Source organism: Tunturiibacter psychrotolerans (genome assembly GCF_051013365.1).
In the GTDB taxonomy this organism is placed as follows: domain Bacteria; phylum Acidobacteriota; class Terriglobia; order Terriglobales; family Acidobacteriaceae; genus Edaphobacter; species Edaphobacter psychrotolerans_A.
Map to the genome: position 1 here is coordinate 5,922,964 of NZ_CP132941.1, position 23,684 is coordinate 5,946,647.

At 57.8% G+C, this 23,684-nt stretch carries 18 protein-coding genes and 1 riboswitch; of the genes, 8 read left to right on the forward strand and 10 right to left on the reverse strand.

From position 1 onward, the window contains the following. Positions 1-41: 41 nt before the first annotated feature. Positions 42-158: riboswitch (SAM riboswitch) on the reverse strand. Between the two features lie 162 nt (positions 159-320). Continuing rightward, positions 321-641, forward strand: coding sequence for a hypothetical protein (locus RBB76_RS25210; RefSeq protein WP_429633891.1), 321 nt, complete (start codon positions 321-323; stop codon positions 639-641). Here the strand turns inward: RBB76_RS25210 and RBB76_RS25215 are convergent. The 4 genes from RBB76_RS25215 to RBB76_RS25230 form a co-directional block, all read right to left on the reverse strand. Continuing rightward, on the reverse strand, positions 638-1,030 hold the full coding sequence (locus RBB76_RS25215) for a hypothetical protein (RefSeq protein WP_429633893.1): 393 nt from the start codon (positions 1,028-1,030) through the stop codon (positions 638-640). The genes RBB76_RS25210 and RBB76_RS25215 overlap by 4 nt on opposite strands. A gap of 195 nt (positions 1,031-1,225) precedes the next feature. Continuing rightward, on the reverse strand, positions 1,226-3,934 hold the full coding sequence (gene metH / locus RBB76_RS25220) for a methionine synthase (RefSeq protein ID WP_429633895.1): 2,709 nt from the start codon (positions 3,932-3,934) through the stop codon (positions 1,226-1,228). Continuing rightward, complete coding sequence (locus RBB76_RS25225) at positions 3,931-5,031, reverse strand: homocysteine S-methyltransferase family protein (RefSeq protein ID WP_429633897.1); 1,101 nt, start codon at positions 5,029-5,031, stop codon at positions 3,931-3,933. Before RBB76_RS25225 ends, metH begins: the two co-directional genes overlap by 4 nt. Before the next feature lie 102 nt (positions 5,032-5,133). Then, on the reverse strand, positions 5,134-5,637 hold the full coding sequence (locus tag RBB76_RS25230; RefSeq protein ID WP_353067539.1) for a NuoI/complex I 23 kDa subunit family protein: 504 nt from the start codon (positions 5,635-5,637) through the stop codon (positions 5,134-5,136). Positions 5,638-5,675: 38 nt separating this feature from the next. On the opposite strand from RBB76_RS25230, the gene RBB76_RS25235 reads away from it, so the two are divergent. Further along, a complete protein-coding gene (locus RBB76_RS25235; protein WP_429633898.1) occupies positions 5,676-6,227 on the forward strand; it encodes a hypothetical protein in 552 nt (183 codons plus the stop codon). A gap of 13 nt (positions 6,228-6,240) precedes the next feature. On the opposite strand, the gene RBB76_RS25240 is transcribed toward RBB76_RS25235, so the two are convergent. Continuing rightward, on the reverse strand, positions 6,241-7,329 hold the full coding sequence (locus RBB76_RS25240; RefSeq protein WP_429633900.1) for a hypothetical protein: 1,089 nt from the start codon (positions 7,327-7,329) through the stop codon (positions 6,241-6,243). Positions 7,330-7,430: 101 nt separating this feature from the next. Continuing rightward, a complete protein-coding gene (locus RBB76_RS25245) occupies positions 7,431-9,020 on the reverse strand; it encodes a UbiD family decarboxylase (RefSeq protein WP_429633902.1) in 1,590 nt (529 codons plus the stop codon). 248 nt (positions 9,021-9,268) lie between these two features. Between RBB76_RS25245 and RBB76_RS25250 the strand changes: the two genes are divergently transcribed. Beyond that, a complete protein-coding gene (locus RBB76_RS25250; protein ID WP_429633904.1) occupies positions 9,269-9,991 on the forward strand; it encodes an energy transducer TonB in 723 nt (240 codons plus the stop codon). A gap of 33 nt (positions 9,992-10,024) precedes the next feature. Here the strand turns inward: RBB76_RS25250 and RBB76_RS25255 are convergent, their stop codons facing one another. From RBB76_RS25255 to RBB76_RS25270, 4 genes are all read right to left on the reverse strand, one after another. After that, positions 10,025-11,047, reverse strand: a complete 1,023-nt coding sequence (locus tag RBB76_RS25255) for a VTT domain-containing protein (protein ID WP_429633906.1) — start codon at positions 11,045-11,047, stop codon at positions 10,025-10,027. Positions 11,048-11,194: 147 nt separating this feature from the next. Continuing rightward, complete coding sequence (locus RBB76_RS25260) at positions 11,195-11,791, reverse strand: Dps family protein (protein ID WP_429633908.1); 597 nt, start codon at positions 11,789-11,791, stop codon at positions 11,195-11,197. A gap of 65 nt (positions 11,792-11,856) precedes the next feature. Continuing rightward, the gene (locus RBB76_RS25265) at positions 11,857-13,167 is read right to left on the reverse strand and encodes an HlyD family secretion protein (protein WP_429633910.1); all 1,311 of its coding nucleotides are present in this window, start codon (positions 13,165-13,167) and stop codon (positions 11,857-11,859) included. Positions 13,168-13,169: 2 nt separating this feature from the next. Next, a complete protein-coding gene (locus RBB76_RS25270) occupies positions 13,170-14,693 on the reverse strand; it encodes a TolC family protein (protein WP_429633912.1) in 1,524 nt (507 codons plus the stop codon). A gap of 270 nt (positions 14,694-14,963) precedes the next feature. Between RBB76_RS25270 and RBB76_RS25275 the strand changes: the two genes are divergently transcribed. The 5 genes from RBB76_RS25275 to RBB76_RS25295 all read left to right on the forward strand — a co-directional run bounded on the left by RBB76_RS25275 (position 14,964) and on the right by RBB76_RS25295 (position 23,606). Next, positions 14,964-16,037, forward strand: a complete 1,074-nt coding sequence (locus RBB76_RS25275; protein ID WP_429633914.1) for an oxidoreductase — start codon at positions 14,964-14,966, stop codon at positions 16,035-16,037. 447 nt (positions 16,038-16,484) lie between these two features. Continuing rightward, positions 16,485-17,723 (forward strand): bifunctional glutamate N-acetyltransferase/amino-acid acetyltransferase ArgJ, encoded by a 1,239-nt coding sequence (gene argJ, locus RBB76_RS25280; RefSeq protein WP_429633916.1) that lies wholly within the window; start codon positions 16,485-16,487, stop codon positions 17,721-17,723. A 245-nt stretch (positions 17,724-17,968) separates the two neighbouring features. After that, positions 17,969-20,644 carry a pyruvate dehydrogenase (acetyl-transferring), homodimeric type gene (aceE, locus tag RBB76_RS25285; protein ID WP_429633918.1) on the forward strand — a complete coding sequence of 892 codons (2,676 nt, stop codon included), beginning with the start codon at positions 17,969-17,971 and terminating at the stop codon, positions 20,642-20,644. An 86-nt stretch (positions 20,645-20,730) separates the two neighbouring features. Further along, positions 20,731-21,603: a thiamine pyrophosphate-dependent enzyme gene (locus RBB76_RS25290; RefSeq protein WP_429633920.1), complete on the forward strand. Its 873-nt coding sequence runs from the start codon at positions 20,731-20,733 to the stop codon at positions 21,601-21,603. Between the two features lie 89 nt (positions 21,604-21,692). Further along, positions 21,693-23,606, forward strand: coding sequence for a capsule assembly Wzi family protein (locus RBB76_RS25295; protein WP_429633922.1), 1,914 nt, complete (start codon positions 21,693-21,695; stop codon positions 23,604-23,606). The last annotated feature ends 78 nt before the right edge of the window (positions 23,607-23,684 follow it).

Here is a 23,684-nt window from a genome sequence, read left to right on the forward strand (position 1 = left end):
ATGCGGGGTGCAAACCTGGAATTCGGGCTTGCGTGCTCCGAATCTCATGTTCCCTGCGGCCCAAAGGCTCCCAGGAGAGAGTTGACACCGGTACGCCTTTGTTCTGTCCGGTTGTCGTGGCGTCAAAGGGCTCGTCCCTCAACCACTCTGCATGAAATTCAAATCTGCCGAAGCAGACTGGAATACATCGTTTGTACCACAGGCCGGGCAGCGTCGCAACCTGTGGAAGAATTTGACGCAGAAGTTGTATCGACAACAGGCGGGCGGGTGGGTGTACTGGCCAGATGGCGAGTACAAACCTGGTGGAGGAGACGTCATCGATGAAGAGGGAGTTCGAGTTCGCCGGAAATTTCGCGATGAGCGTGTTGTTGCTGGCTGGTTCGTTCGCGGTGGCACAGAGTGCGACGACTACGACCGCGAAGAAGGCTAGTCCGACGACGACTACAGCGGCAGTTGCGGGCAGTTCTAGTCAGGGTACACCGGTTGCTCAGACGACACAGGCAGCTGCAATGACCAGCGGTCAGACCGCCGAAGCTATAGAGTCGCCTGCAACGAGCCAGAATCAACCAAGCGCGACGACGGCTAAGCCAAAGACAATGGTGAGCGCAGACAAAGGAACGATTCCAGTGCCTCAGCTTTAGTTTTCGACTTGATTCGGACTCGTTGGAATGATGTCGTGAACCCCTCGCGCGAAGGCGGCTGGATCGAACTCGGTTCGAACAATCTCGTCCGGGCAGTCGGTGAGAATAGCGACGCGCCAGTTGCAGACGAAGGCAACGAGTTGTTGAGGCTGAGCCGTTTTGATCTCGGAGCACATCTTTTCGGCGTGCGGTATTCCTTCTTCCCCTTCCACGTCGATCAGTACGAGATCATACTGTCGCGCCCAGAACATCGAGAGTCCTTCGGCGTGGTTGAGGGTCGAGTCTACGGTAAAGCCTGAGAGGCGAAGAACCTGATCGCGGAGTGGGCGGATCGTCTCGCGGGTGCATATGTGCAAGACGGCGCGCTTGCTGCTGGTCGGAGTTTCCATTGTCTTCTTACTTTCGTTCAAGGTGTGCGCTCTGAAAGGACCGCAAGGCGGACGTTTGCGATAGTCCACTCACGAAATCCCTGTGACAGGGCTTTTATCATTTTATCGAAGATTCAGTGGTTTCCCGCGCCGATCGCCCCTATGTGTGGTAGACAACATAGGACTTGCTGGCCGCTGCTGCTCCGAGATGTGTGCCTATGGGCGAGGGTCGTAGTTGAGATTTTGACCGAGCCATCTCTCTACCTCGGCCACGCTCATTCCCTTGCGCTGGTGATAGTCGTCGATCTGATCGCGATCGATCTTGCCGAGGCTAAAGTATCGTGATTCCGGGTGCGCAAAATAAAGACCGCTCACGCTCGATCCGGGCCACATCGCGAAAGACTCTGTAATCTGCATGCCAGTGTTGGCTTGGACATCGAGCAGACGCCAGAGCGTCCCCTTCTCCGTGTGATCCGGGCACGCCGGGTAGCCCGCGGCCGGCCTGATACCGCGATACTTTTCCTGAATGAGATCGGCCGGACTGAGCCCTTCCTCAAGCCCGTAACCCCATTCATCACGCACGCGCTTGTGCAGGCACTCCGCGAAGGCTTCCGCCAGGCGATCTGCGACAGCTTCTGCCATGATCGCGTTGTAATCGTCGTTCTCTGCCCGGAATCGGTCACAGAGTTCCTTGAGGCAAAGGCCGCTGGTGACCGCGAACGCGCCGATGTGATCGGCCAATCCGGTTTCTTTGGGTGCGATGAAGTCAGCGAGCGATCGACAAGGTTCACTGCCTTCCTTATTTGCCTGCTGGCGGAGGAAATGGAAATGATCGAGGGTGGTTGTCCGCGACTCGTCGGTATATAACTCAATGTCATCCCCCACGGCGTTGGCAGGAAAAAACCCATAGACGCCGCGAGCAGTAATCAGGTTTTCGTCGATAATGCGGTCCAGCAGAGCATTGGCATCTGTAAAGATCTTCTTCGCTTCAACACCCTGGCGCTCGTCATCGAGGATCCGCGGATAGATCCCTTTCATCCCCCAGGTGTGGAAGAACGGCGACCAGTCAATGAACTCGCGCAGTGTTGCAAGGGGGAAGTTGTCGAGCACTCGAATACCGGTAAACGCAGGGACAGGTAGATCCTCAGCGCGCCACTCGATTGCAGTCCGCCTTGCACGCGCAGCGTCAAGGGAGACGACAGGCTGTTTGGGCGCAGAGTGTGCCTTGCGAACTGCCTCATATTCTGCACGATACGCAGTAACAAACGTGGCGTTGCCATCCTCACTCAGTAGACTGGTCGTCACCGGGACAGCGCGGCTCGCATCGAGCACGTGAATCACCGGCTGACTATAATGAGGCGCTATTTTCACAGCTGTGTGTGCGCGGCTCGTTGTCGCTCCACCGATAAGCAACGGTTGCTTGAACCCTTGACGCTCCATCTCGCGCGCCACGTGCACCATCTCGTCGAGCGACGGCGTGATGAGGCCGCTGAGGCCAATGATGTCCGCTTTCTCTACCTTGGCGCGTTCAAGAATCTTTTCACTCGAAACCATCACACCCATGTCGATGACTTCGTAGTTGTTGCAGGCGAGAACGACACCGACGATGTTCTTGCCAATGTCGTGGACATCACCTTTGACCGTTGCAAGTACGATCTTGCCCTGCGCTTTGACGATCTGGCCAGACGCTTCCAGAGCGGCCTTCTCGGCTTCCATAAACGGCGTCAGGTGTGCCACGGCCTTCTTCATCACGCGGGCAGACTTGACCACCTGAGGCAGGAACATCTTCCCTGCTCCGAAGAGATCGCCCACCACGCTCATTCCCGCCATCAGCGGACCTTCGATGACCAGGAGAGGACGGCCCAACTTGACGCGTGCTTCCTCAGCGTCGATTTCTATGTAAGTATCGATACCCTTGACGAGTGCGTGAGAGAGGCGCTCTTCGACAGTGCCGTTGCGCCATTCTTCCGCCTTCTTTTCACTTACTACCGTGCCGACGTTCTTGAGTTTTTCGCCATGCTCGACCAGCCGTTCGGTTGCGTCGTGGCGGCGGTTGAGCAGCACATCCTCGACGAGTTCTTTCAGTTCAGGATCAATCTCTTCGTAGACCTCGAGCATGCCGGCATTGACAATGCCCATGTCCATACCCGCGCCGATCGCGTGATAGAGAAACGCGGAGTGCATGGCTTCTCGAACTTTGTTGTTGCCTCGAAAGCTGAACGAGATGTTCGAAACGCCACCGCTGACCTTCGCGTGAGGAAGGTTGGCCTTGATCCATCGAGTTGCGTTGATAAAGTCAACCGCGTAGTTGTTGTGCTCCTCCATGCCGGTGGCTACGGTGAGGATATTGGGATCGAAGATAATATCTTCTGGCGGGAAACCGACCTCGTCGACCAGAATCCGATACGCACGCTCGCAGATGCGGATCTTGTCTTCGAGGGTCGCGGCCTGACCCTGTTCGTCGAAGGCCATTACCACTACGGCGGCGCCATATTTCAGAACTGCAGCGGCGTTTTTGCGAAATTTTTCTTCGCCTTCCTTTAGCGAGATCGAATTTACGATCCCCTTCCCCTGCAGACACTTAAGCCCGGCCTCGATGACCTCCCACTTCGAGGAGTCCACCATGAAAGGCACCTTGGCCACTTCAGGTTCGCTCGCCAGCAACTGCAGGTAGCGCGTCATTGCCACGGCGCCGTCAATCATGCCCTCATCCATGCAGATGTCGAGGACGTTTGCTCCATTTTCAACTTGCTGACGAGCAACGCTAACGGCTTCCTCGTACTTGCCCTCTTTGACGAGCTTCGCGAACTTGGGCGAGCCAGCCACATTGGTCCGCTCGCCGATCATGATGTAGACGCCGGACTGCTGAGTGAAGGGTTGTGATCCGGACAGACGGAGCGGCTTCGGCTCGGTGACCAAGCTCATGCGGCTCTCCCGTTCCGGACTAATTCACGCGGAGGCATCCCTTCGAGCGCTTTGGCGATCGCTGCGATATGTTCGGGTGTGTTGCCGCAGCAACCGCCAGCAATATTGATCATTCCTTCGCGTGCAAAATCGCCCAAATAACGTGCCATGTCCGGCGGTCCGAGGTCGAACCCGGTCTCCGAAAGTGGATTCGGCAAACCGGCATTCGGGTAGCAGGAGATGGCCACGTTTGCCTTCTCTGAGAGTTCCTCAAGAAACGGGTACATCAGATCGGGTCCAAGGGAGCAGTTGAGACCAACCGAAAGTGGTTTCGCGTGCTCGACCGCGTTCCAGAATGCTTCGGTTGTTTGTGCCGAGATCAGTGTCTCGCCTCCACGCCCAACCGCTGCCGATATCATCACCGGAAGTTCCTTGCCGTCTTGATCGAACACATCGCGAATGGCGACGAGCGCAGCCTTGGCGTTGAGCGAATCAAAGATCGTCTCGACCAGAAGAAGGTCGACGCCGCCGGCGATGAGCGCGCGTACTTGCTGCATGTAGGCGGTCTTGACCTGGTCGAACGTGACGACGCGGAAGCCTGCATCATCGGCATCGGGCGAGTTCGAGAGCGACACGGTTAGCGGACCGATGGCTCCCGCCACGAACCGCTGGCGCGAAGTTGCACTCCCAACACGGTCCGCCCACTCGCGACACTGCAATGCTGATTGCTCATTGATCTCCCACGCAAGGCTACCAAGCATCGGATCGTCAATGATCTTCTGGTAAAACTCGGGGTCTTTCCGGCCACCGTGCTCTCGCGGATCCTCTACGAAGAATTCGCTCTGGGTGATACTGGTCGCCCCAAATGTATTCGTCTCGATGATGTCTGCTCCCGCCTCCAGGAACCTGCGATGAATATCACAGATCATCTTTGGCTGAGTGATGGAGAAGAGGTCGCCATTATTCAACAGATCCTTGGTAGAGTCTTTGAACCGCTCCCCACGAATGTCTGCCTCCTTCATGCCATAGGTACGGATCGTCGTTCCCATCGCACCGTCGATAATGGCAATTCGGCTCTCCATAATCTTTTCAAGAGGATGTTGATTGGCTTTGGTCATTGGTATTAGATGTCCTTGCGTCGTTGCGCGGTGCGCTTGCGCCTGTCGAAGTCCGGCAAGTCCCTGGAGACTTGTCGCGGGTTCAAACTTCATCCTAAAGGTTTAAGCGAGAATCTCGGCTTGATCCTTGTCCGAGCGGACGACGTCTGGAAGCATCGGAGCAGGAATGAGGAGATCTTCTTTGCGCATGACAAGGGTCGTGGCATTGAGACTGGCGAGTTCGAAGCCATGGCCATGCGTGATGGCGTCGGTGGGACAGGCTTCGACGCAGTAGCCGCAGAAGATGCACCGGTTGTAGTCGATGTTGTAGACTTTGGCGTAGCGCTCGGCGGAGGAGATGCGAACTTCTTCGGTGTTCTCCGCGGCTTCGATGTAAATGCAATTCGAAGGGCAGGCGGCGGCGCAGAGGAAGCAGGCCACACACTTCTCAAGGCCGTTCTCGTCGCGTTGCAGCTGGTGCTTGCCGCGGAAGCGCTCTTCAAACTTCGCTCCGCGCATGGGACCTTTGCCATCAGGATAGTTCTCGACTTCGGTCGGCTGGAAGGCCTGCTTCAGCGTGATGCTCATTCCCTTGGCAATAGCTGCGGCGTCGCGGACGATAGACATACCTTGAGTATACGACGGGGGGCTATAGGCTGGAAGCCATGAAAAGAGCCTCCCTGATAATTCCGCTACTGGTAAGCCTTTGCTTTGCAGGAGTGAGCGCCGCAGAGGCTCACGCTCAGACTGCGCCAGCCGGAGGCATGGCGGAGCACCAGCACGCTCCTGCGCAGCCTTCAACCAGCCTGGTACTGACGCTGGATGGTAAGGCGACTACGCTGTCTGTTGCGGATTTGGCTGCGATGCCGCAGAAGACGGTGACGGTGCATAACGAACATACGAAGACAGATGAGACTTACACCGGGGTGCTGCTGGGAGATCTGCTTTCGAAGTATGGGTTTCCAGTGGACAAAACGACCCACCGGAAGATGCTGCGGAGCTATCTCATAGCTGAGGGGATGGACAAGTATTGGGTGTTGTATTCGGTGACGGAGATTGAGGGATCCGAACATAACGGGGACGTGATTGTTGCGACCAGCATGGGGGGCAAGCCGTTGGGGGAAGATGGACAATTGAAGCTTGTCGACAGCGAAGATAAGAAGCCGCAGCGGTGGGTACGGAATTTGAGCGCGATTACGGTGAAGAGTGCGGAATGACCTCGGCCTCGCTCTAATGAGTTGCGGAGTGGATGACGGCCCATGTGGAGATGACACTGGCAGCGGTAGTCAAGCCACCGTATTTTGCGTATATCTGGGCGGCTGCGTCACCAGCCTGTTTGATGCTGTTGGTGGGATTAGGGATCTGAGGATCCGACGCGTTGCGAATGGCATGCCAGGAGAGATTCGGAATGCCCTGTAGCGCGCTGGCGACCATAGCGTCGCCCATATCACAGGCCTGCCCTAGACCTTGAAGCTTGTAAAAATTCGTCGAGTCATCGAAGGCGAAGAAGTCGGTCGTGACAATTGCATCGCTCGCGGAGCTCCATATCTTTGGAGTCGGTCTGGCGTTCGGAATGCGCGAGGCATTTGGTTGAGTGAGCGCCGGCGTGATGGCCGCTAGAGCGCCAGCGGGTAACTTCGACGGTGAGAAGACCGCATCATGCCAAGGCTCGTTCTTGAACTGGGTACGACAGTCGAAGCGCACCTCGCCTGCAATGACAACATCCCCCAACAGCACTTCGGAACCGATGCCGCCGCCAGTGCCGGTTGTGATGAAAAGCTTGGGACGAACTGTTTGCGCGATCTCGGTCATCAGCTTCTTCACTGGAGTTGCCGGGCCATCATAGTCCAGATGCAAACCGCTCTTGACTAGAAGAACTTTTGCTTTGCCTATCTGGCAGGGGAAGTAGAGGGCGAGTGTGTGATAGTAACGTGCCATCTCGGGCGTGTCGTCGTTGAACGGAGCTACTCCTCCCGTCACAAGAGGAATGTATTGGGCGACGTTGTGGCGATAGAGAAACCAGGTGCTGGTTGGGTTGGCCGGGGTGAAGAGAGATGCCAGTGCGGCGGCTTCCGCTGAAGTCCAGGTGACCACTACCGCGTCATAGCCTTCAAACCGCGATAGATCGTCTGTGTCGAGAGGAGGCGGAGTGAGCGTGATGGGCGTAGGCTCTGTACCTGCCGGCCAGGGGATCGCATGGGGAAGCTGCGCAGCTGGCGCCAGGAATGCGGCTTCCAGGCCAGCATTGCGAAATCGCTGTTGGGGCTGTGATGGATCGTAGTTGAGCCTTACATCGGCGAAGTTGAGATTAGCTGACATCGTGTCACCCCTCTCTTTTTGGATAGTGACTTGAACGCTCTGCTCGTTACTATTCGCTAAAACTGAGCTAACTGGAACAAACGACGGGTAACGCGAGCGGACTACTCAATCCCCAATTTTTTCCAGAGTGCGTCGATCTTCGACTTTACCTCCGCGTCCATGGTGAGCATGGGGGGCCAGGGGCGTGTGAAGCCTTCGGCGGCCCATTTGCGCGTGGCGTCTATACCCATCTTGCTACCAAAGTTTGGCAGGCGGCTGGCGTGGTCGAGCGAGTCGACGGGCCCGAGGGTGAACTGGATGTCGCGCTCGGGATCGATGTTGTTGGCCGTGCGGAGTGTGACCTCGGCGAGGTCCTGCACGTCGCAATCTTCGTCGACCACGATGATGCACTTGGTGAACATGGCCTGCCCCATGGCCCATATGCCACTCATGATTTTTCGCGCGTGGCCCGCGTAGGATTTCTTGATCGAAACGATCATGAGGTTATGGAAGACACCTTCGGGGGGAAGGTTGACATCGACGATCTCGGGCATGGTGAGCTGCATGAGTGGGAGGAAGATACGTTCGACTGCCTTGCCCATCCAGGCGTCTTCCATAGGCGGCTTGCCGACGATGGTGGCTGCGTAGATTGGGTCTTTCCGATGCGTGATGCACGTGATATGGAAGACAGGATATTCGTCCTGCATGGTGTAGAAGCCGGTGTGATCGCCGAAGGGGCCTTCCGTTCTGAGTTCACCAAGTTCGACGTACCCTTCGAGAATGTACTCCGCATGAGCAGGAACTTCGAGCTCGACGGTTTCGCCTTTCACAAGTTCGAGGGGTTTCTGCCGAAGAAAGCCGGAGATGAGGTACTCCTCGACGTCGGGTGGTGCAGGGACGATGGCGCTGAAGGTAGTGGCAGGGTCTGTACCGATGGCCACGGCCACCTCCATGCGGTCTTCACGGATCTTGGTGATGGTTGTGGCGTTCAGAGTTTCGAGGGAAGACGCGGCGGCTGTTCCACCGGACGTGATCGCCATGAGGTCGACACGGGCGGCGGAGTCCGGGGAAGCTTCGCGAAGGCGTTCCCGCATGTGTTCGGCGGCGACCTTCTGTCGCTGCCAGTGCATGCCGGTGGTCTTGCCGTCGTAGACCTGCATGCGATACATGCCGACGTTGCGCTTGCCGGATTTTGGATCACGCGTGATGACGCACGGCAGCGTGATGAAAGGACCGCCGTCCTGCGGCCAGGTTTTTAGGATGGGCAGTTCAAGAAGATTGACGTCTGCGCCACGGCGGATGACCTGCTTACATGGCGCGTCTTTAGCGGCGATTACCTTGGGGAAGAAGTTGCCTACTTCGGCGAGGATGGGGAGCATCTTGAGCTTGTCCATCAAACTCGTCGGAATCTGTGGCTTGATGAGGGTGCGGATGCGGTCGGCGATGGCGTCGAGTGAGTCGGTCTCGAGCGCGAGCCTCATGCGACGTTCGCTGCCGAACTGGTTCATCAGGACGCGAGCGCCCGGGTAACCCTTCACGTTTTCAAAGAGTAGTGCGGGGCCGCCGGCCTTGGGTGTGCCTCGACCAAGCTTGGCAGTGCGGTCGGCAATCTCGGCCATCTCCAAATCCGGAGAGACCTCCGCGGTGATGCGCTTTAGTTCTCCGGCTTTTTCTAGTTGCTTAATCCATTCGCGTAGATCGTTGTAGGCCAATTCCCTCTCCTGCTGCAGTCGGTTGAGGCTGCAAGCTTATGGTAATGGTTTCGGTTGTGTTGCGCGTTTGCATAAAGCTTTGCAATGAAGCCCCGCAAAGAATTGACGTCGATTCGCGGCAGATGAAAATCGTGCACACCCAGCGATGGCCGATGCGGGAACATAGATGGGTTTGAGGTGTCTAACGTAGTACGGCCGCATTCCTCGCTGGAGGCGCACCTGAGATCCGAACGCTGGAGGGTGCTTCTATGTTTGAGGACAGTCTTGTAGAGTCGCGTGTGGGTGAAGTCTCTTCGAGCCGGCGGTGGACCGCAGTTGCGTCGATCACCCTACAGTTTGCGGTCGCCGGTTTGGTGATCGCGTTGCCTCTGCTGCATCCGGAGGCGGTCTCGGTTGAGATCGAAGCGCCAAAGATGTTGCTCCCTTTGCCTCCGAAACCACCTAAGCCACCGGTCCGCGTCGAGCGAGTCACGGAAGCTGCTTCGAATGCAGCGTCACCTGAGTTATCACGCCCGCCAGTCATCTCGACCATAGCCCCGAGCAGCGGTTTTTCAGCGAGCGAAGAGCCTGCGCTTCTGGCTCCAGACAACGGAATGGGGATGCGCTCTGAAGTACCCGGTGGACTTCTCGTCGGGAGCGTACCTCATCCCAACGTGACAGTCGGATCGGGCACACCTCAGAAAAGGATCGACGTCTCTTCTGGAGTCTCGGAGGGGATGTTAATCACGCCGATTCGGCCGGTATATCCGGCGATCGCCAGAGCGGCCCATATTGAAGGGACAGTTGTCGTGGAGGCGGTTATCTCGAGAAATGGAACCATCGAAAGCCTGCATGTACTCAGAGGGCCTACGATGCTGCAAAGCGCCGCAATCGAGGCAATACGAGGAGCGCGGTACAGGCCTTACCGATTAAACGGAGAAGCCGTCGACGTTCAGACTACGATCACGGTTAATTTTCGGTTGAGTGCTTGAGATGCGACGGTCGAATACGAGACAGTCGCCGGCTTACATCGATGGCACGGCTGTGTTGGAGTTCGCTGGAAGGATTTTCTGGACGACCTCAGAGCTCGGCGTCTCCGAAACGTAATCGACCAGAGGATACCCAGCTTCCTTCCAGCCATCGAAGCCACCGCGGAGAGGACGCACCCGGTATACCCCCATCTTGTGCAATTGCAGGGCAAGCTTCGCGCTGGTTTCTTCGCTGGGACAGGTGCAGTAGAGGATCACGTCGCGGTCGCGCGGAATAATCTCACTATGCAGCTTGAGCTCGTTTGGGCCAATGCGGAGCGCTCCCGGAAGCACGCGAGGATCCGGCAGATAGTCGAGTGGGTGGCGCAGGTCAACGATGAACGGAGGCTTGAGACCGCCAGCCTCGGCGGCATCCAGCATCCCTTTCAACTCGCTAGGCTCAAGGCGCAATTCGCGAACCTGCTGCAGGAACTTACGCTGCTTCCAAATGCGATGACCTAGAAAGCCCAAAACCATCAGGACAAAGATGACGAAGGCAAAATGGCCAAGCCAGTGAAGGAAGGGTGCGCTCTTTTTGGCGACGTCGCCGAAGAATCGGCCGGCGAGAATGAAAGTCTCCCCCCAAATCAACGAACCTGCAAGGTCCCACATAAGGAACCTCGAGTAGGGCATCCCAGTTTGGCCGGCGATGGGCGCAGCCACGGTGCTGAGGCCTGGAACGAACTTCGCGAAGAGGAGAGTGACCGGGCCGCGCCGCGTAAAGTAACCCTCGGTCTTGCTGACACAGGTGGAAGCTTCAAAGGAAAGCCGACAGAGCAGCTTCAAAACACTGTTGCCAAAACGACGACCGAGCGCGAACCAGATGGTGTCCGCGATGAGGCAGGCAAACAGAACCGAAATAACGACATAGAGATGGCTGACGGTATGTGTTGCACTAAGAGTCCCCGCAGTGAGCAACACCGGGACACTTGGAATAGGTATGCCGACCTGCTCCACCAATACCCAAAGGAAGACAATCAGGTAGGCGTAATGGACGAAGAATGCGAGCGCTATCGGCATAGGAGTGTACTTATTACAGATGATTGGAGCGAGCAGTTGGATGCGGGCTCACAGCCTTTAACATACACAGCCCGGAGGCTTCGCGCGACCGGGCTGTGTGCTTCAGCGTAAAAATCGAATTCGGACTAGTTTGTGAGTTCCCCTCGACTATTTTTCAAGAATCAACGGCATCTCCACCAGATGCTGGCCGATGAACCAGGACTGCAGTTCATTGGGGCGGAGAATATCGCTGATCACCAGATCGTTGGTTCCCTGATCTCCCGCTTTGTCTGCCAAATCCGAGATATCAAGGCAGCTCTGAATGATGATCTTGTGAGCCTCGAGGAGACGGGAGATCTGAACCGGTACCTCTTCCCTGCCGCGAGGCGGCCGCTGGATGCGAGTGACCTCGGCTACGTCGCCGCCCATCGCGATCGTGACGCCGCCAAGTAGCTGGATTCGCTCAGCAATCGTATCAACCATCTCTACCTGCTCATCAAAGTGCTTGTCGAAGAGAAGATGAAGCTGATAAAAGGTCGGACCGGCGACCTGCCAGTGATGTTTCTTGTACATGTCGCGCAAGAAGATCGAGTCGGCCAAAAGCTGATTAAGCTGGGCGACCATATCAGACCGGACCTTCGCGCTCAGCGGGTGAGGCATATCCTCGACCACGGAACCGTACTTCTGTATCTCCTTCGCATGTGCATGCCAATGCGGCGCTACTTTCGCGTCGCTCGAACTTACTTTCTTGATTGCAACTGCCATTTTCCACCTCGTAAAAGCTACCTACACCTCTCAGATGCTACGGATAACGTGTCGGTTTCTCTCGATCACTTCACCTCGACATCCGGCGTCACCGACATTCCCGGACGCAGGGCATAGTCGCCGTTTTCCTGTTGCAGATTCGTGAAATCAATCCGAACGGGAATTCGCTGTACGACCTTGACATAGTTTCCGGTAGCGTTTTCAGGAGGAAACAGGGAGAGCCTCGAGCCGGTAGCGCCGCCGATTTGGGTTACTTTACCGTGGAACTTACGACCGCCGAGGGCATCGACCTTGAGAGTGACTGGCTGGCCGGCCTTCATTTTGGACAGCTGCGTCTCCTTGAAGTTTGCGGTCACCCAGAGGTTCGTCAGAGGGATAATCGTCAGTACATCCTGTCCGATACTGAGATTCACACCCACCTGGACGTTCTTTTTGTTGACGATACCCGTGGTGGGAGCGGTGATGTGGGTGTAACTGAGGTTGAGAACAGCCTGATCGACTTTAGCCTGCGCCTGCTTGACGTCGGCAAGAGCTGCGTTCGCCTTCGCCTGCTGGACACGCACCTGATCGGGACCGGTCTTGACGGACTGCGCTGCCTGGTAGCGAGATTGGGCCAGCTTCTGGATCGCGTTGGTGACCGCCGCCTGCTGGCCGATGACGTTAGCTTCGGCCTCGAGCACGGCGGCCTGGTTCGCTGCATCTGTGGCTACCGCTGCATCAAACTGCTGCTTCGAGATTACGTCCTTCTCGACCAGCGGGGTGTAACGCTCCACGTCAAGATGCGATTTGACCGCGGTGGCTTTAGCTGCGACGACACGCGCTTCTGCCGCCTGTGCTTCCTTACGCGCCTGTTCTACCGAGGCGGAACTTCCCTGGACATCGGAACCGGTGGTGCTGACACTGGTGTTCACGTTGACGCTGGTGATCGGCACGTTAACGGTCGCCTGGATTGCCGCGGCCTGCGCACTGGCGAGGTTGGCCTGTGCCTGCTCGAGGGCAACCTGATAGTCGCGGGGGTCGATCTCGGCGATAGGATCGCCTACTTTGATCGGCTGATTGTCTTCGACATACACCTTGATGACCTGGCCGGTGACTCGGGAGCTTACCTGGTAGAGATCGCCGTCAACCTGAGCGTCGTCAGTGTCCTCGCTGAAGGTCGAACGCCAATAGAAGATTCCCGCTCCGATGACAAGGAGGATAATCACCGCGATGACGATGAACTTGCGGCCGGATTTCTTCTCAGGCGCGTCGTCCTCTTCCTGCTTGTGCGAATCCTCCGGAGGAGGCTGTTTGTCTCCCGTGTTCTGCTTGATTTGCACTGTCCCGCTGATCTGCGCGGTCTGGCCACCTTGCTGCTGATCTGATTGGTCTGGCAAGTTTACTTTCCTCCGAGATAATCTTTGTAATTGGTCTGCGCGACGCCCAGGGCACGGGCCAAGGCAAGCTTGGCAACATTGTGCTGGTAGAGCGCGCTGATATATTGATCGTTCGCCTGTTCTGTCTGCGACTGAGCCTGTGAGACAGGTAGATTGTCCGACACACCGGCGTGGAATCGTTGTTGCGCTTCGCTGAGAGCCTCGTTCGCGAGATCCACATTCGAGTGCGTGGATTCGACCAGCTTCGCCGCCGACTGAATATCGAGCAGGCTGTCGCGCACATCCTGGTTTACCTGCTGGATCTGATCGGAGAGCTTCGCACGTGCCTGTTCATACTGAGCGTCGGCGACCTGTTCCTGCCCCCGAGTCTTCGCAATCTGAAGGATCGGCGCGCTTACCTGTCCCGTTGCAGTGAAGGTTCCATGCGAGTGGCCCGGCGTGGTGCCAATGTCGCCGTAGTCGCCGGAGAAGCTGGCGACAGGAAGCTGGTAAGCCCAGGCTGAGGTCTTTTCGTCCTTGGTAGCCTTCACCTGTTCGGCGTATGCCTTCAGATCCTTTCGCGTCTTCAGCGCCTGCTGAAACGCGACCTCAGGGTCGACGTGATCGAGAGCCTGGAAAGGAACGAGGTCGGTCAAACGGAAGACCTGTTCAAGAGGCAGGCCAATAGTTCTTGCCAGGGCGAGCTTGTCCTTCTCAAGACTATTTTTTGCCGAAATTAGAGTCTGTTCCTCGTTCTGGTAATCGACCTGGGCGCGCAGCACATCAAGCTTGGGGCTGGTGCCTGCATCGTGTGCTGCAACGGCCTGATCGAGCGAGACTTTTGACGTTGCCAACTCTGCGGTGACCGCCTCGATCCGCGCAGTGTCTGCAATGCACAGCAAATAAGCGTTCCCCACGGTGAGAGCTACCAGGTCGCGAGCATCCTCCGCGGTAAGTTTTGCGCCTTGGAAGTTGTGTTTCGCCGACAGGTAATTCTTTAGCGCCGAAACATTCACTAGATTCTGGGTGAGGTAAGCACGAAAGTCGACCACCTGGAACGGGCCAAAGATGGGAGCGACGCCAGGAAACTTAAATCCGAACGCAGCAATGTTAATTTGCTCCACCTCGACGCTCGCATTCCCGGTGACGGTGGGCAGAAGCGGCTGCAATTCCTCGAGACGCTGACCCGCGGCGTTCTTCACCGACGAGGTCTGCAGAATGAGACCGAGGTTCTGCCGCAGGCCACGTTGAATGGCGTCGTCGAGCGAGAGATCGAGCACGCCGTCTGTAGCCTTACCTGTGACCACGCTTCCCTTGAAGGAGTCCTGCGTCGGCTGAGCGCCGTTTTGCCCAGTGGCGGTGTACAGACTCTGTTGGGCGTTCGCGACGACGGAGCTATTGGTGGCGGTGCTGGGTCCGCTGGCCGGAGTCTGCGCCGCCTGTCCGCCCGGTCCCTGTGCATAAGACAGACTGCAGGCTAGAAGCAGACAAAACCCGACAGAACGAACCGACGCCCAGGCAGCGTCCGTTGTTTTGCTTTTATTCATACGTTTGATCGTACCCTGCATCTTGATTGGATTCACAGACTAGTTTATGGCAAGCCCGACACAACTACAGAAGCCATTGGTGTTGTCACAAATTACTCGTATGCGTTAATGATGCGCCCGATTATCAAAAATCTTCAAAAGATGCATTCGGTACACTTTCATCAAACTTGTCCTGAGGACTCCCTACATGCTTTTGGGGATTGACGTTGGGACCGGGGTACGCGGGCCGCGCTGGTCGGCGGTGTTGCGTGAGATTGCGAGGAGTTGAGGATGGCTGCTGAGATTGGGGTTGCTGTTGTTGGGTTTGGGTTGGCGGGACAGGTGTTTCACGCACCGTTTGTGAGCGCTGTTCCTGGGCTGAAGCTCGAGGCGATTGTTCAGCGTAAGGGTGATGAGGCTGGGAAGGCTTACCCTTCGGCTCGGATTCTGCGGTCGTTTGAGGAGGCTTTGAGCGATCCTGCGATCCAGCTTGTCGTGGTTGGAACACCAAATGAGACTCACTTCGACCTCGCCAAGCAGGCTCTGTCGGCTGGAAAACATGTGGTTGTCGACAAGCCGTTCGCTGCGACCAGCGAGCAGGCTTTGGAGTTGAAGGAACTCGGGTTGAAACACCAGCGGGTCCTGGCTCCGTTTCACAATCGGCGCTGGGATGGCGACTTTTTGACCGTGAAGAAGATTTTGAAGGACGAAGCGGTGGGGCGGCTGGTGACCTACGAGTCGCACTTTGACCGGTTCCGGCCATTGCCTCGCGAGAACTCGTGGAAGGAGGGGGCGAGCGGCTGCAACGGGCTGCTGTTCGACCTTGGTCCGCACCTCGTGGACCAGGTGTTGACGCTGTTTGGGGTGCCGGAGGGCATCACGGCCAGCGTCCGGATGGATCGCGACTCGACCGATATCGAGGATGCATTCGATATCACGCTCGAGTATCCGAAGATGCGGGCGCACTGCCGCTCGAGCATGCTGGCTTGCGATGCTGCGCCCAGGTTTCTGCTGCATGGGACTCGGGGCAGCTTCAAGAAGTTTGGTCTCGACCCGCAGGAGCCGGCGCTCCTCGGTGGGGCAAAGCTGCCTCGCATGGGACAGGGCGAGTGGCTGGCCGATGCCGAAGAGCACTGGGGCACCTTGACCGTTGCTCCCAATCCTGGCGATCCTGGCACACTCAGTCGGACAAAGGTGAGGACCGAATTGGGTGACTATCGCAATTACTACGCCAATGTTCGCGATGCGATCAATGGCACGGCCGAGTTGGCGGTGAAGCCTGAGGACGGGTATCGGACCATCAAGCTGCTTGAACTGGCTCGCCAGAGTTCATTGGAGGGCCGTACCTTGCCGATTGCCCTTTGAGGGTACCCCCCCCCCGGTTGCCTGCGCGTAAGTCTCTTCTTTTGTTTAGCTTACAACATCTCATCTTTTGCAAATTCGTCATACGAAAAGGGTTACGGCCAAATTCGTCCAAGCAAAGGGGTTACGGGTTGTTGCTCCTCTCGGATTAGAAAAAGCCCCGGCGTGCCGGGGCTCTTCTTTGTTCTGTATCAATTGTAGCGAATCGGGCAGAACTCATACGCTACGCGAATGTGCTGGATTGGCGCGGCTTTTCGCGATTTGGGGGCTTGACAAGTTTTTGGGGCGGATTGGGATTCGCTCACGTGAAAGACAGCCGCAGATTCCCTCCGGGGATGGCAACTAGAAATGCACTGGCAAAGGCACCGCAAATGCAATAACGGCGACAACCTGCGGCCGGCAAATGCGGCGGCGAATTTCCACTTTGCTGCGGAATTGTAGAGTAGAGGTATGGAGAATGAGCAGGCTTTGAAGGCGCAGGGGTTGCCACAGGGATTTGTGTGGGGTGCGGTGAAGGCAGGTATCAAGGTTAGCGGCAAGCCGGATTTGGCCGTTGCGGTCGCGGCCAAGGGTGCGAATGGCGCGGCAATGTTTACGAAGAACCAGGTGGTGGCGGCTCCGGTAACAGTTGGGCGGCGGCATATGGCTTCGACCGGTGGGCGCGTGAGCGTGGTGCTGGTGAATGCGGGAAATGCAAACTGTGCGACCGGGCAACCGGGAGTCGATGCATGCGTGCAGACGTGCGTGGCCGCAGCGGAGAGATTTCACTGCATCTTCGATGAGGTGTTTCCTTCTTCGACCGGAATCATCGGCGTTCCCTTTCCAGCGGAGAAGGTGCTCGCCGCGCTGCCTGAACTGGAGCAGGCGATGGGTGCGACGCCTGAGCACGCAGATTCGTTTGCGCAAGCAATTATGACGACCGATACGAAGATGAAGGTGGCTCGGGCTTCTGTCGATGTGGATGGAGTTGAGGTTCGGATCTTCGGCGTGGCGAAGGGTGCGGGGATGATCCATCCGCAGCTTGGCGCGCCAGTTGGGCCCGCGCATGCGACGATGCTGGTTTATCTGTTCAGCGACATTGCGGCTGAGAGTGAAAAGCTACGTTCGTTGCTGGAGCCTGTGGTGGAGCGGAGCTTTAACTCGATCTCGATCGACGGCGATACTTCGACAAACGATACGGTGCTGCTGCTGGCAAGTGGTGCGAGTGGGGTCAAGCTGGATGCACGCACGCAGGAGCCATTTGCGAATGCGTTGAAGCTGGTGTGCGGATCGCTTGCGTATCAGATTGTGGACGATGGTGAGGGCGTGGGGCACGTAGTGACGCTGCACATCGCCGGTGCGCGGACGGAGGCGGAGGCGAAGCAGATTGCGAAGGCCATTGCTCACTCGCCTCTGTGCAAGACGGCCTGGTCGAGTGCGGACCCGAACTGGGGGCGTCTGCTGGCGGCGGCGGGATATAGCGGGGTGGCGTTCGATCCGGCGCTGGTGAATATCACGATTGGAGCGCAGCCGGTGTTCGAGCTTGGGGTACGGTCGGCCGCTTTTCAGGAGTCGGCGGCACATGCGGAGATGCAGGCGCGGGATTACACGATCACGATTGATCTGGGGCTGGGTGAGGCGGAGTGCCGGTTTCTTACGTGTGATCTGACGGAAGAGTATGTGCGGATTAATGCGGATTATTCGTCTTAGAGGCGGTGTCCTGCCGGACGGGCCTCCTGCGCGGAGGGCGGTCACTTCGTGACTTGTGTACCCCTTCGGTTGGTGCTCCCGTTGGTCGCAATCAAGATTTTTTCTGCCAGGGCGAAGCCGGTATACATGTCACGAAGTGACCGCCCTCCGCGCAGGAGGCCCGTCCGGCAGGACCTTGCACCTGCCCAGATGACGTTTTCGAGCAACCCTTATATCGTTATAAGCGTGGGAGCGCGAGAAGACTTATGACAACGAAACTTGAAGAAGCCGCCAAACAGGACTTTACCGCCGAGCTGTCCGAGTGGATTGAGGCGTTTGACGACGTCGTTGCCGCGGACTGGGAGCAAGGCTCCGAGCTGCTGGAGGCTCTGCGCAGACGTGCGCATGAAGCGGGAGTTCCGACGCCGAGCGAGCTGACGACGCCCTATCGCAACACTATCCCGAAACACGACGAAGTTCCGTATCCGGGCGACAGAGCGATGGAGCGGAAGGTCGAGAGCCTGATTCGCTGGAATGCGATGGCGATGGTTCACGGCCAGAACAAAAAGGACGCCGGAATTGGCGGACATATCTCGACATACTCCTCGTTGGCTACCTTGTTGGAGGTTGGGTTTAATCACTTCTTCCGCGCCAAGTACACGGCGGCTGGGCACGAACAGCCGGGAGACTTTGTTTACTTTCAAGGCCATGCTTCGCCGGGTGTGTATGCGCGGGCCTATCTTGAGGGACGATTCGACGACGACCGGCTGAAGAACTTTCGCCATGAACTGCGGGATACACCGGGACTAAGCTCGTATCCGCACCCGTGGCTGATGCCGAACTTCTGGAACTTCCCGACGGTGTCGATGGGAATCGGGCCGCTGAATGCGATCTACCAGGCGCGGTTTATGCGGTATCTGGAAAACCGGAAGCTGATTGAGCCGACCGAGCGCAAGGTGTGGGCCTTTGTGGGCGATGGCGAGACCGACGAGGTAGACAGCCTTGGCGCGATCTCGGTCGCGGCACGGGAGAAGCTGGATAATCTGATCTTTGTGGTGAACTGCAACCTGCAGCGGTTGGATGGTCCGGTGCGCGGCAACAAGCGGATCATCGATGAGCTGGAAGGCGTGTTCCGCGGCGCTGGATGGAACGTGATCAAGGTGGTGTGGGGCTCGGATTGGGATGCCCTGTTTGAGCGCGACCATACGGGTCTGCTGCTGCGACGGATGGAAGAGTGCGTCGACGGCGAGTACCAGACGTTCAAGGCGAAGGGTGGAGCATACCTGCGCGAGCACTTCTTTGGAAAGTATCCCGAGCTGCTGGAGCTGGTGAAGGATATGAGCGATGACGAGCTTGCGCTGCTGCATCGCGGTGGGCACGACCACACGAAGATTTACAACGCGTATAAGCGGGCGGCCGAGCACAAGGGCGGCCCGACGGTCATTCTGGCGAAGACCGTGAAGGGCCATGGGCTGGGTTCGGCCCAGAGCAGGAATGCGACGCACTCGGAGAAGAAGCTGGCTGATGATGGGCTGGCGGCGTTTGTGAAGAGATTCGAGATTCCGATTCCAGAGTCGGCGGCGAAGTCAGGTACGCCTTATCGTCCCGCGCAGGATTCTCCTGAGATTGTTTATATGCAGGAGCGGCGTAAGGTACTCGGTGGATATCTGCCGACGCGCGAGGTGCCGAAGAGCGACTTCAAGGCTCCGGGACTCGAGTACTTTGGCGAGTGGACGGCCGGCTCGAATAAGCGCGCGGTGTCGACGACGATGGGCTTCGTGAGCATACTGCGGCACCTGATGAAGGACCCGGCGATTGGAAAGCTGATCGTGCCGATTGTGCCGGACGAGGGCAGGACGTTTGGCCTGGAGTCGGCGATTCGGCAGGTGGGTATCTATGCGCCGGAGGGGCAGAAGTATGAGCCGCATGACGCGGACATGCTGCTCTACTACCGCGAGGCCAAGGATGGTCAGATTCTTGAGGAAGGGATTACGGAGGCGGGGTCGATGGCCTCGTTCACCGCGGCGGGCACGGCGTATGTGAACTACAAGGTGCCGGCGATTCCCTTCTATATGTACTACTCGATGTTTGGATTTCAGCGCATCGGGGATATGGTGTGGGCGTTTGCGGACTCGCGCGGCAAGGGCTTCCTGATGGGCGGAACGGCTGGGCGGACAACGATGCTTGGCGAGGGACTGCAGCATCAGGATGGCCACAGCATCGTGCTCGCGAGTACGGTGCCGACTTGCGTGACGTACGATCCCGCGTACGTGTATGAGCTGGCGGTGGTGATTCAGGACGGGATTCGCCGGATGTATGAGAAGGGCGAGGACTGCTTCTACTACATCACGATGTACAACGAAGACTATGTGATGCCCGCGATGCCGGAGGGTTCGGCTGAGGGCATACTGCGCGGGATGTACAAGCTGAAGCCTGCAAGTGGTGAGGCGACGGTGCAGTTGTTTGGCAGCGGGCCGATTCTGAATGAGGTGCTGCGAGCGCAGGAGATTCTGGCCTCAAAGTACAACGTTCATGCCGACGTCTGGAGCGTGACCAGCTATACGGAGCTGCGGCGGGATGCGTTGGCGGTGGAGCGATGGAATCGGCTGCATCCGGCGGAGAAGGAGAAGGTGCCGTATGTGCTTGAGGCGCTTGGAAACTCGGCCGGGCCGATTATTGCTACCAGCGACTATATGAAGTCGGTGCCGGATCTGCTGTCGCCGTGGCTGCCTTCGCGGCTCGTGACGCTGGGGACGGATGGCTTTGGCCGGAGCGATAACCGCGAGCATCTGCGGAGACACTTTGAAGTGAGTGCTGAGGCTGTTGTCGGGGCTACGTTGTCGAAGCTGGCGCGTGACGGCAAGTTCAAAGCGAAAGCGGCGCAGAAGGCGATGGCGGAGCTTGGTCTTGATGTGGATGCGGCTGATCCGGCGCGTGCCTAGAGCCGTTTTTGCAGGGCTTGATTGCTAAGAGGGTTCCTTGGTGGAACCCTCTCGTTTTGTAGTTTGAGACTTGCCTGGAGGGTTGGTTGAGCGAAGCGTCGTACGAGAATCCGCTGGTGCCGAATAAGAAGCTGCTGCAGATGTATGGCGTGATGGCAGATGCGCGAGCGCTAGATGAGCACATTCAAGGGTTGCAGAAGGGCGTGAAGGCGCGGCGGAGGCTTGCTTCCACGCGTGGGCAGGAGGCTTGCCGGGTGAGCACCGCTCTTGAACTTCTGCCGGGGGATCTGGTGAGCGACTCGCAGGCGGGGGTGGTGATGGATCTGATCTCGGGTCCACCGTCGAGGGCACAGCTCGATTCCCTGCTGGAGCGTGTCGCGGAGTTCCATGAAGGAAAGATCGACCGGGCCAAGCTGGCGAAGGACGGTGCGCTGGCGCGCGTGCTGCCCTGGGTTGACGATGTCGGCGACCGGCTGAGGCTGGCGATGGGTGCGGCGCTGTCGTTCAAGACGCTGAAGCGCGGAAGCCTGGTCGTCGCTTATGTTGGCCACGACGAGCTGGGCAAGAAGGAGTGGCGACAGATTCTGGAGACTGCTTCTAAGCTGGAGCTGCCCATGATCTTCGTGGTCCTGCCGGCTAGCGGAAAAGATCAAGGCGGAGTTCGCCAACTGAGCGCGAAGGCCCGCGGGTGGGGGATGCCGGGAATGCCCGTGGATGCGAACGACGCGGTGGCTCTGTACCGGGTGACGCAGGAGTCTCTGGGGAGGATTCGAGGCGGAGGCGGTCCGGTTCTGATTGAATGCAAAGGGTATCGGGTGGAAGGAGCGCAAGAAGACTCTAACGACGATCCGCTGGAGCAGATGAGGGCCTTTCTCCTTGGTCGCAAGGTTTGCACCGAGACATGGCTGAAAAACGCCGGAGAGCGGCTCCGCACGCGCATCTCATCGTCTACTAAATGATCTGTCGGGTGATCAGTTGGTAACTGCGAGCCGGAGGTTGCGGGCGGTTACACTGGTGTCGGCGTTCAGGCCCCTGGATTGAGGTGTAAGTGCGGACCAAAGCTTCTCTTTGTTTTGCGGTGCTGAGTTTATGGGCCGCATCGACAGCGATCGCGCAGACGCCAACGACCCCTCCCGCTCCCCCTCCACCCTCCAATCCTGCCCCGACGCCGGTTCCGGAGTCGACGTTTCCCAGCGAGCCGCCCTACGCGGTGCAACAACAACCGCTACCCTCGGAGGCAATCCCCACACCTACGCCTCCGCCGGTCGTAACACCAGCGCAAGCGACTCCGGAGCAGCCTTACGTCGCTTATCCCGGCTACGCTCCTGAGAAGCCGAAGGAGCCGTCGGATTGGCTGGGATCGACTTATATTCCCGTCGACAGCTGGGTGTATCCAGAGTTGTCGAGGCTCTACTCGATGGGCTTTTGCAACACGATGTTCCTCAGCATGCGGCCTTATACGCGACGAAGCGTTCTGCACATGCTGGAGAAGTCGCAGGACGACATCGTCAACAGCGACAATGAGCAGGCTCAGTCGATTCTGGCGAAGCTGTTGTACTACCTCAGCGCAGAGGATCCTGACGGCGGCCTGATCTCACGCAACATCGTCTATGGGCTGGATTCGTCGTACACGCGGGTGGTCGGGATCGACGGGCCGATTCTGAATGACAGCTATCACCTTGGCCAGACGATCAGCAATGACTACGGTCGACCGTACCAGAGCGGCTTCAACGCGATCGCAGGAGCCTCCACGGTTGAGGAGTGGGGGCCGGTTTCCCTCTATGTGCGCGGCGAGTATCAGCACGCCCCGTCGGCGACGGGATACTCAAACGACCTGGCGATGCTTCTGTCGATCAACGACTTCATCAATCCCTATCCTGCTGCGCGTCAACCCACGATTCCGCTGGGTCCGATTGTGGAGGAGAATCCGTTCCGGCTGGTAGAAGCGTACGCGTCGGTGCATGTACTGGGACATGAGGTCTCCGGGGGCAAGAGCGACGCATGGCTGGGGCCGGCGGCGGGCAGTTCCATGGCGTGGTCGAACAACGCGGAGAACATCTACTCGTTTCGCATCAACCGGGTCGAGCCGCTGTATATTCCTCTCGTCTCGAAGATCCTGGGTCCGCTCCGTTATGACTTTTTCTACGGAAGCCTGAAGGGACATACGGTGCCGCGCGCTCCGTGGGTCCACTCGGAGATGTTCTCGTTTCGACCGACCGACAACTTTGAGTTCGGTTTCTCGCGGACGATCATCTTTGGCGGAGCGGGGCACGCGCCTGTCAACCTTCACCTTTTTCTCAAGGGCTTCTTCGATCCGAACGACACCGTTGGGGATGAGAAGCAAGGTCGAGACGATCCAGGTGCCAGGTTCAGCGACTTCAGTGCCTCCTACCGGCTTCCGTTCCTGCGTAAATACGTGACGTTCGTGGTCGATTCGATCGTGCATGACGATGTAACGCCGATCAGCGCTCCCCGCCGGTCATCGTATAGAACCGGGTTGTATCTTTCGCAGTTCCCCGGACTCAGGGCGTTGGATTTCAGGGTGGAGGCAGTATCGACCGACCCTGGTGTCTCCTCTGCTTCGCTTGGACAGTTCATGTACTGGGAGACCATCCAGAAACAGGGCTACACGAACAAGGGATTCATCATGGGAGACTGGATCGGGCGAGAGGCCAAGGGTGGTCAGGCGTGGCTGACCTATCATCTGTCGGGTAACGAGTGGATTCAGCTGGAGTATCTGAACAAGAAGACACCCGCGAACTTTATTCCCGGCGGGACGACGCAGAACCAGTACAAGGCCAGCGTGGTGAAGCGACTGGGAAAAGACGTCGAACTGAACGCATGGTTTCAGTATGAGCAATGGAAGGCGCCGGTCTACATGCCAGGGCTTCAGAAGAATACTTCGACCGCAGTGCAGCTTACCTGGTATCCGCAGTTACATTCCTTTCCGTCGCTTCACTAGCGTCTGGGGCTGAGGGGACTAAGAAACCAGGTAACACTTTTGGACCATATGGACTCGGGCGGTCATCTAATCCTCCTT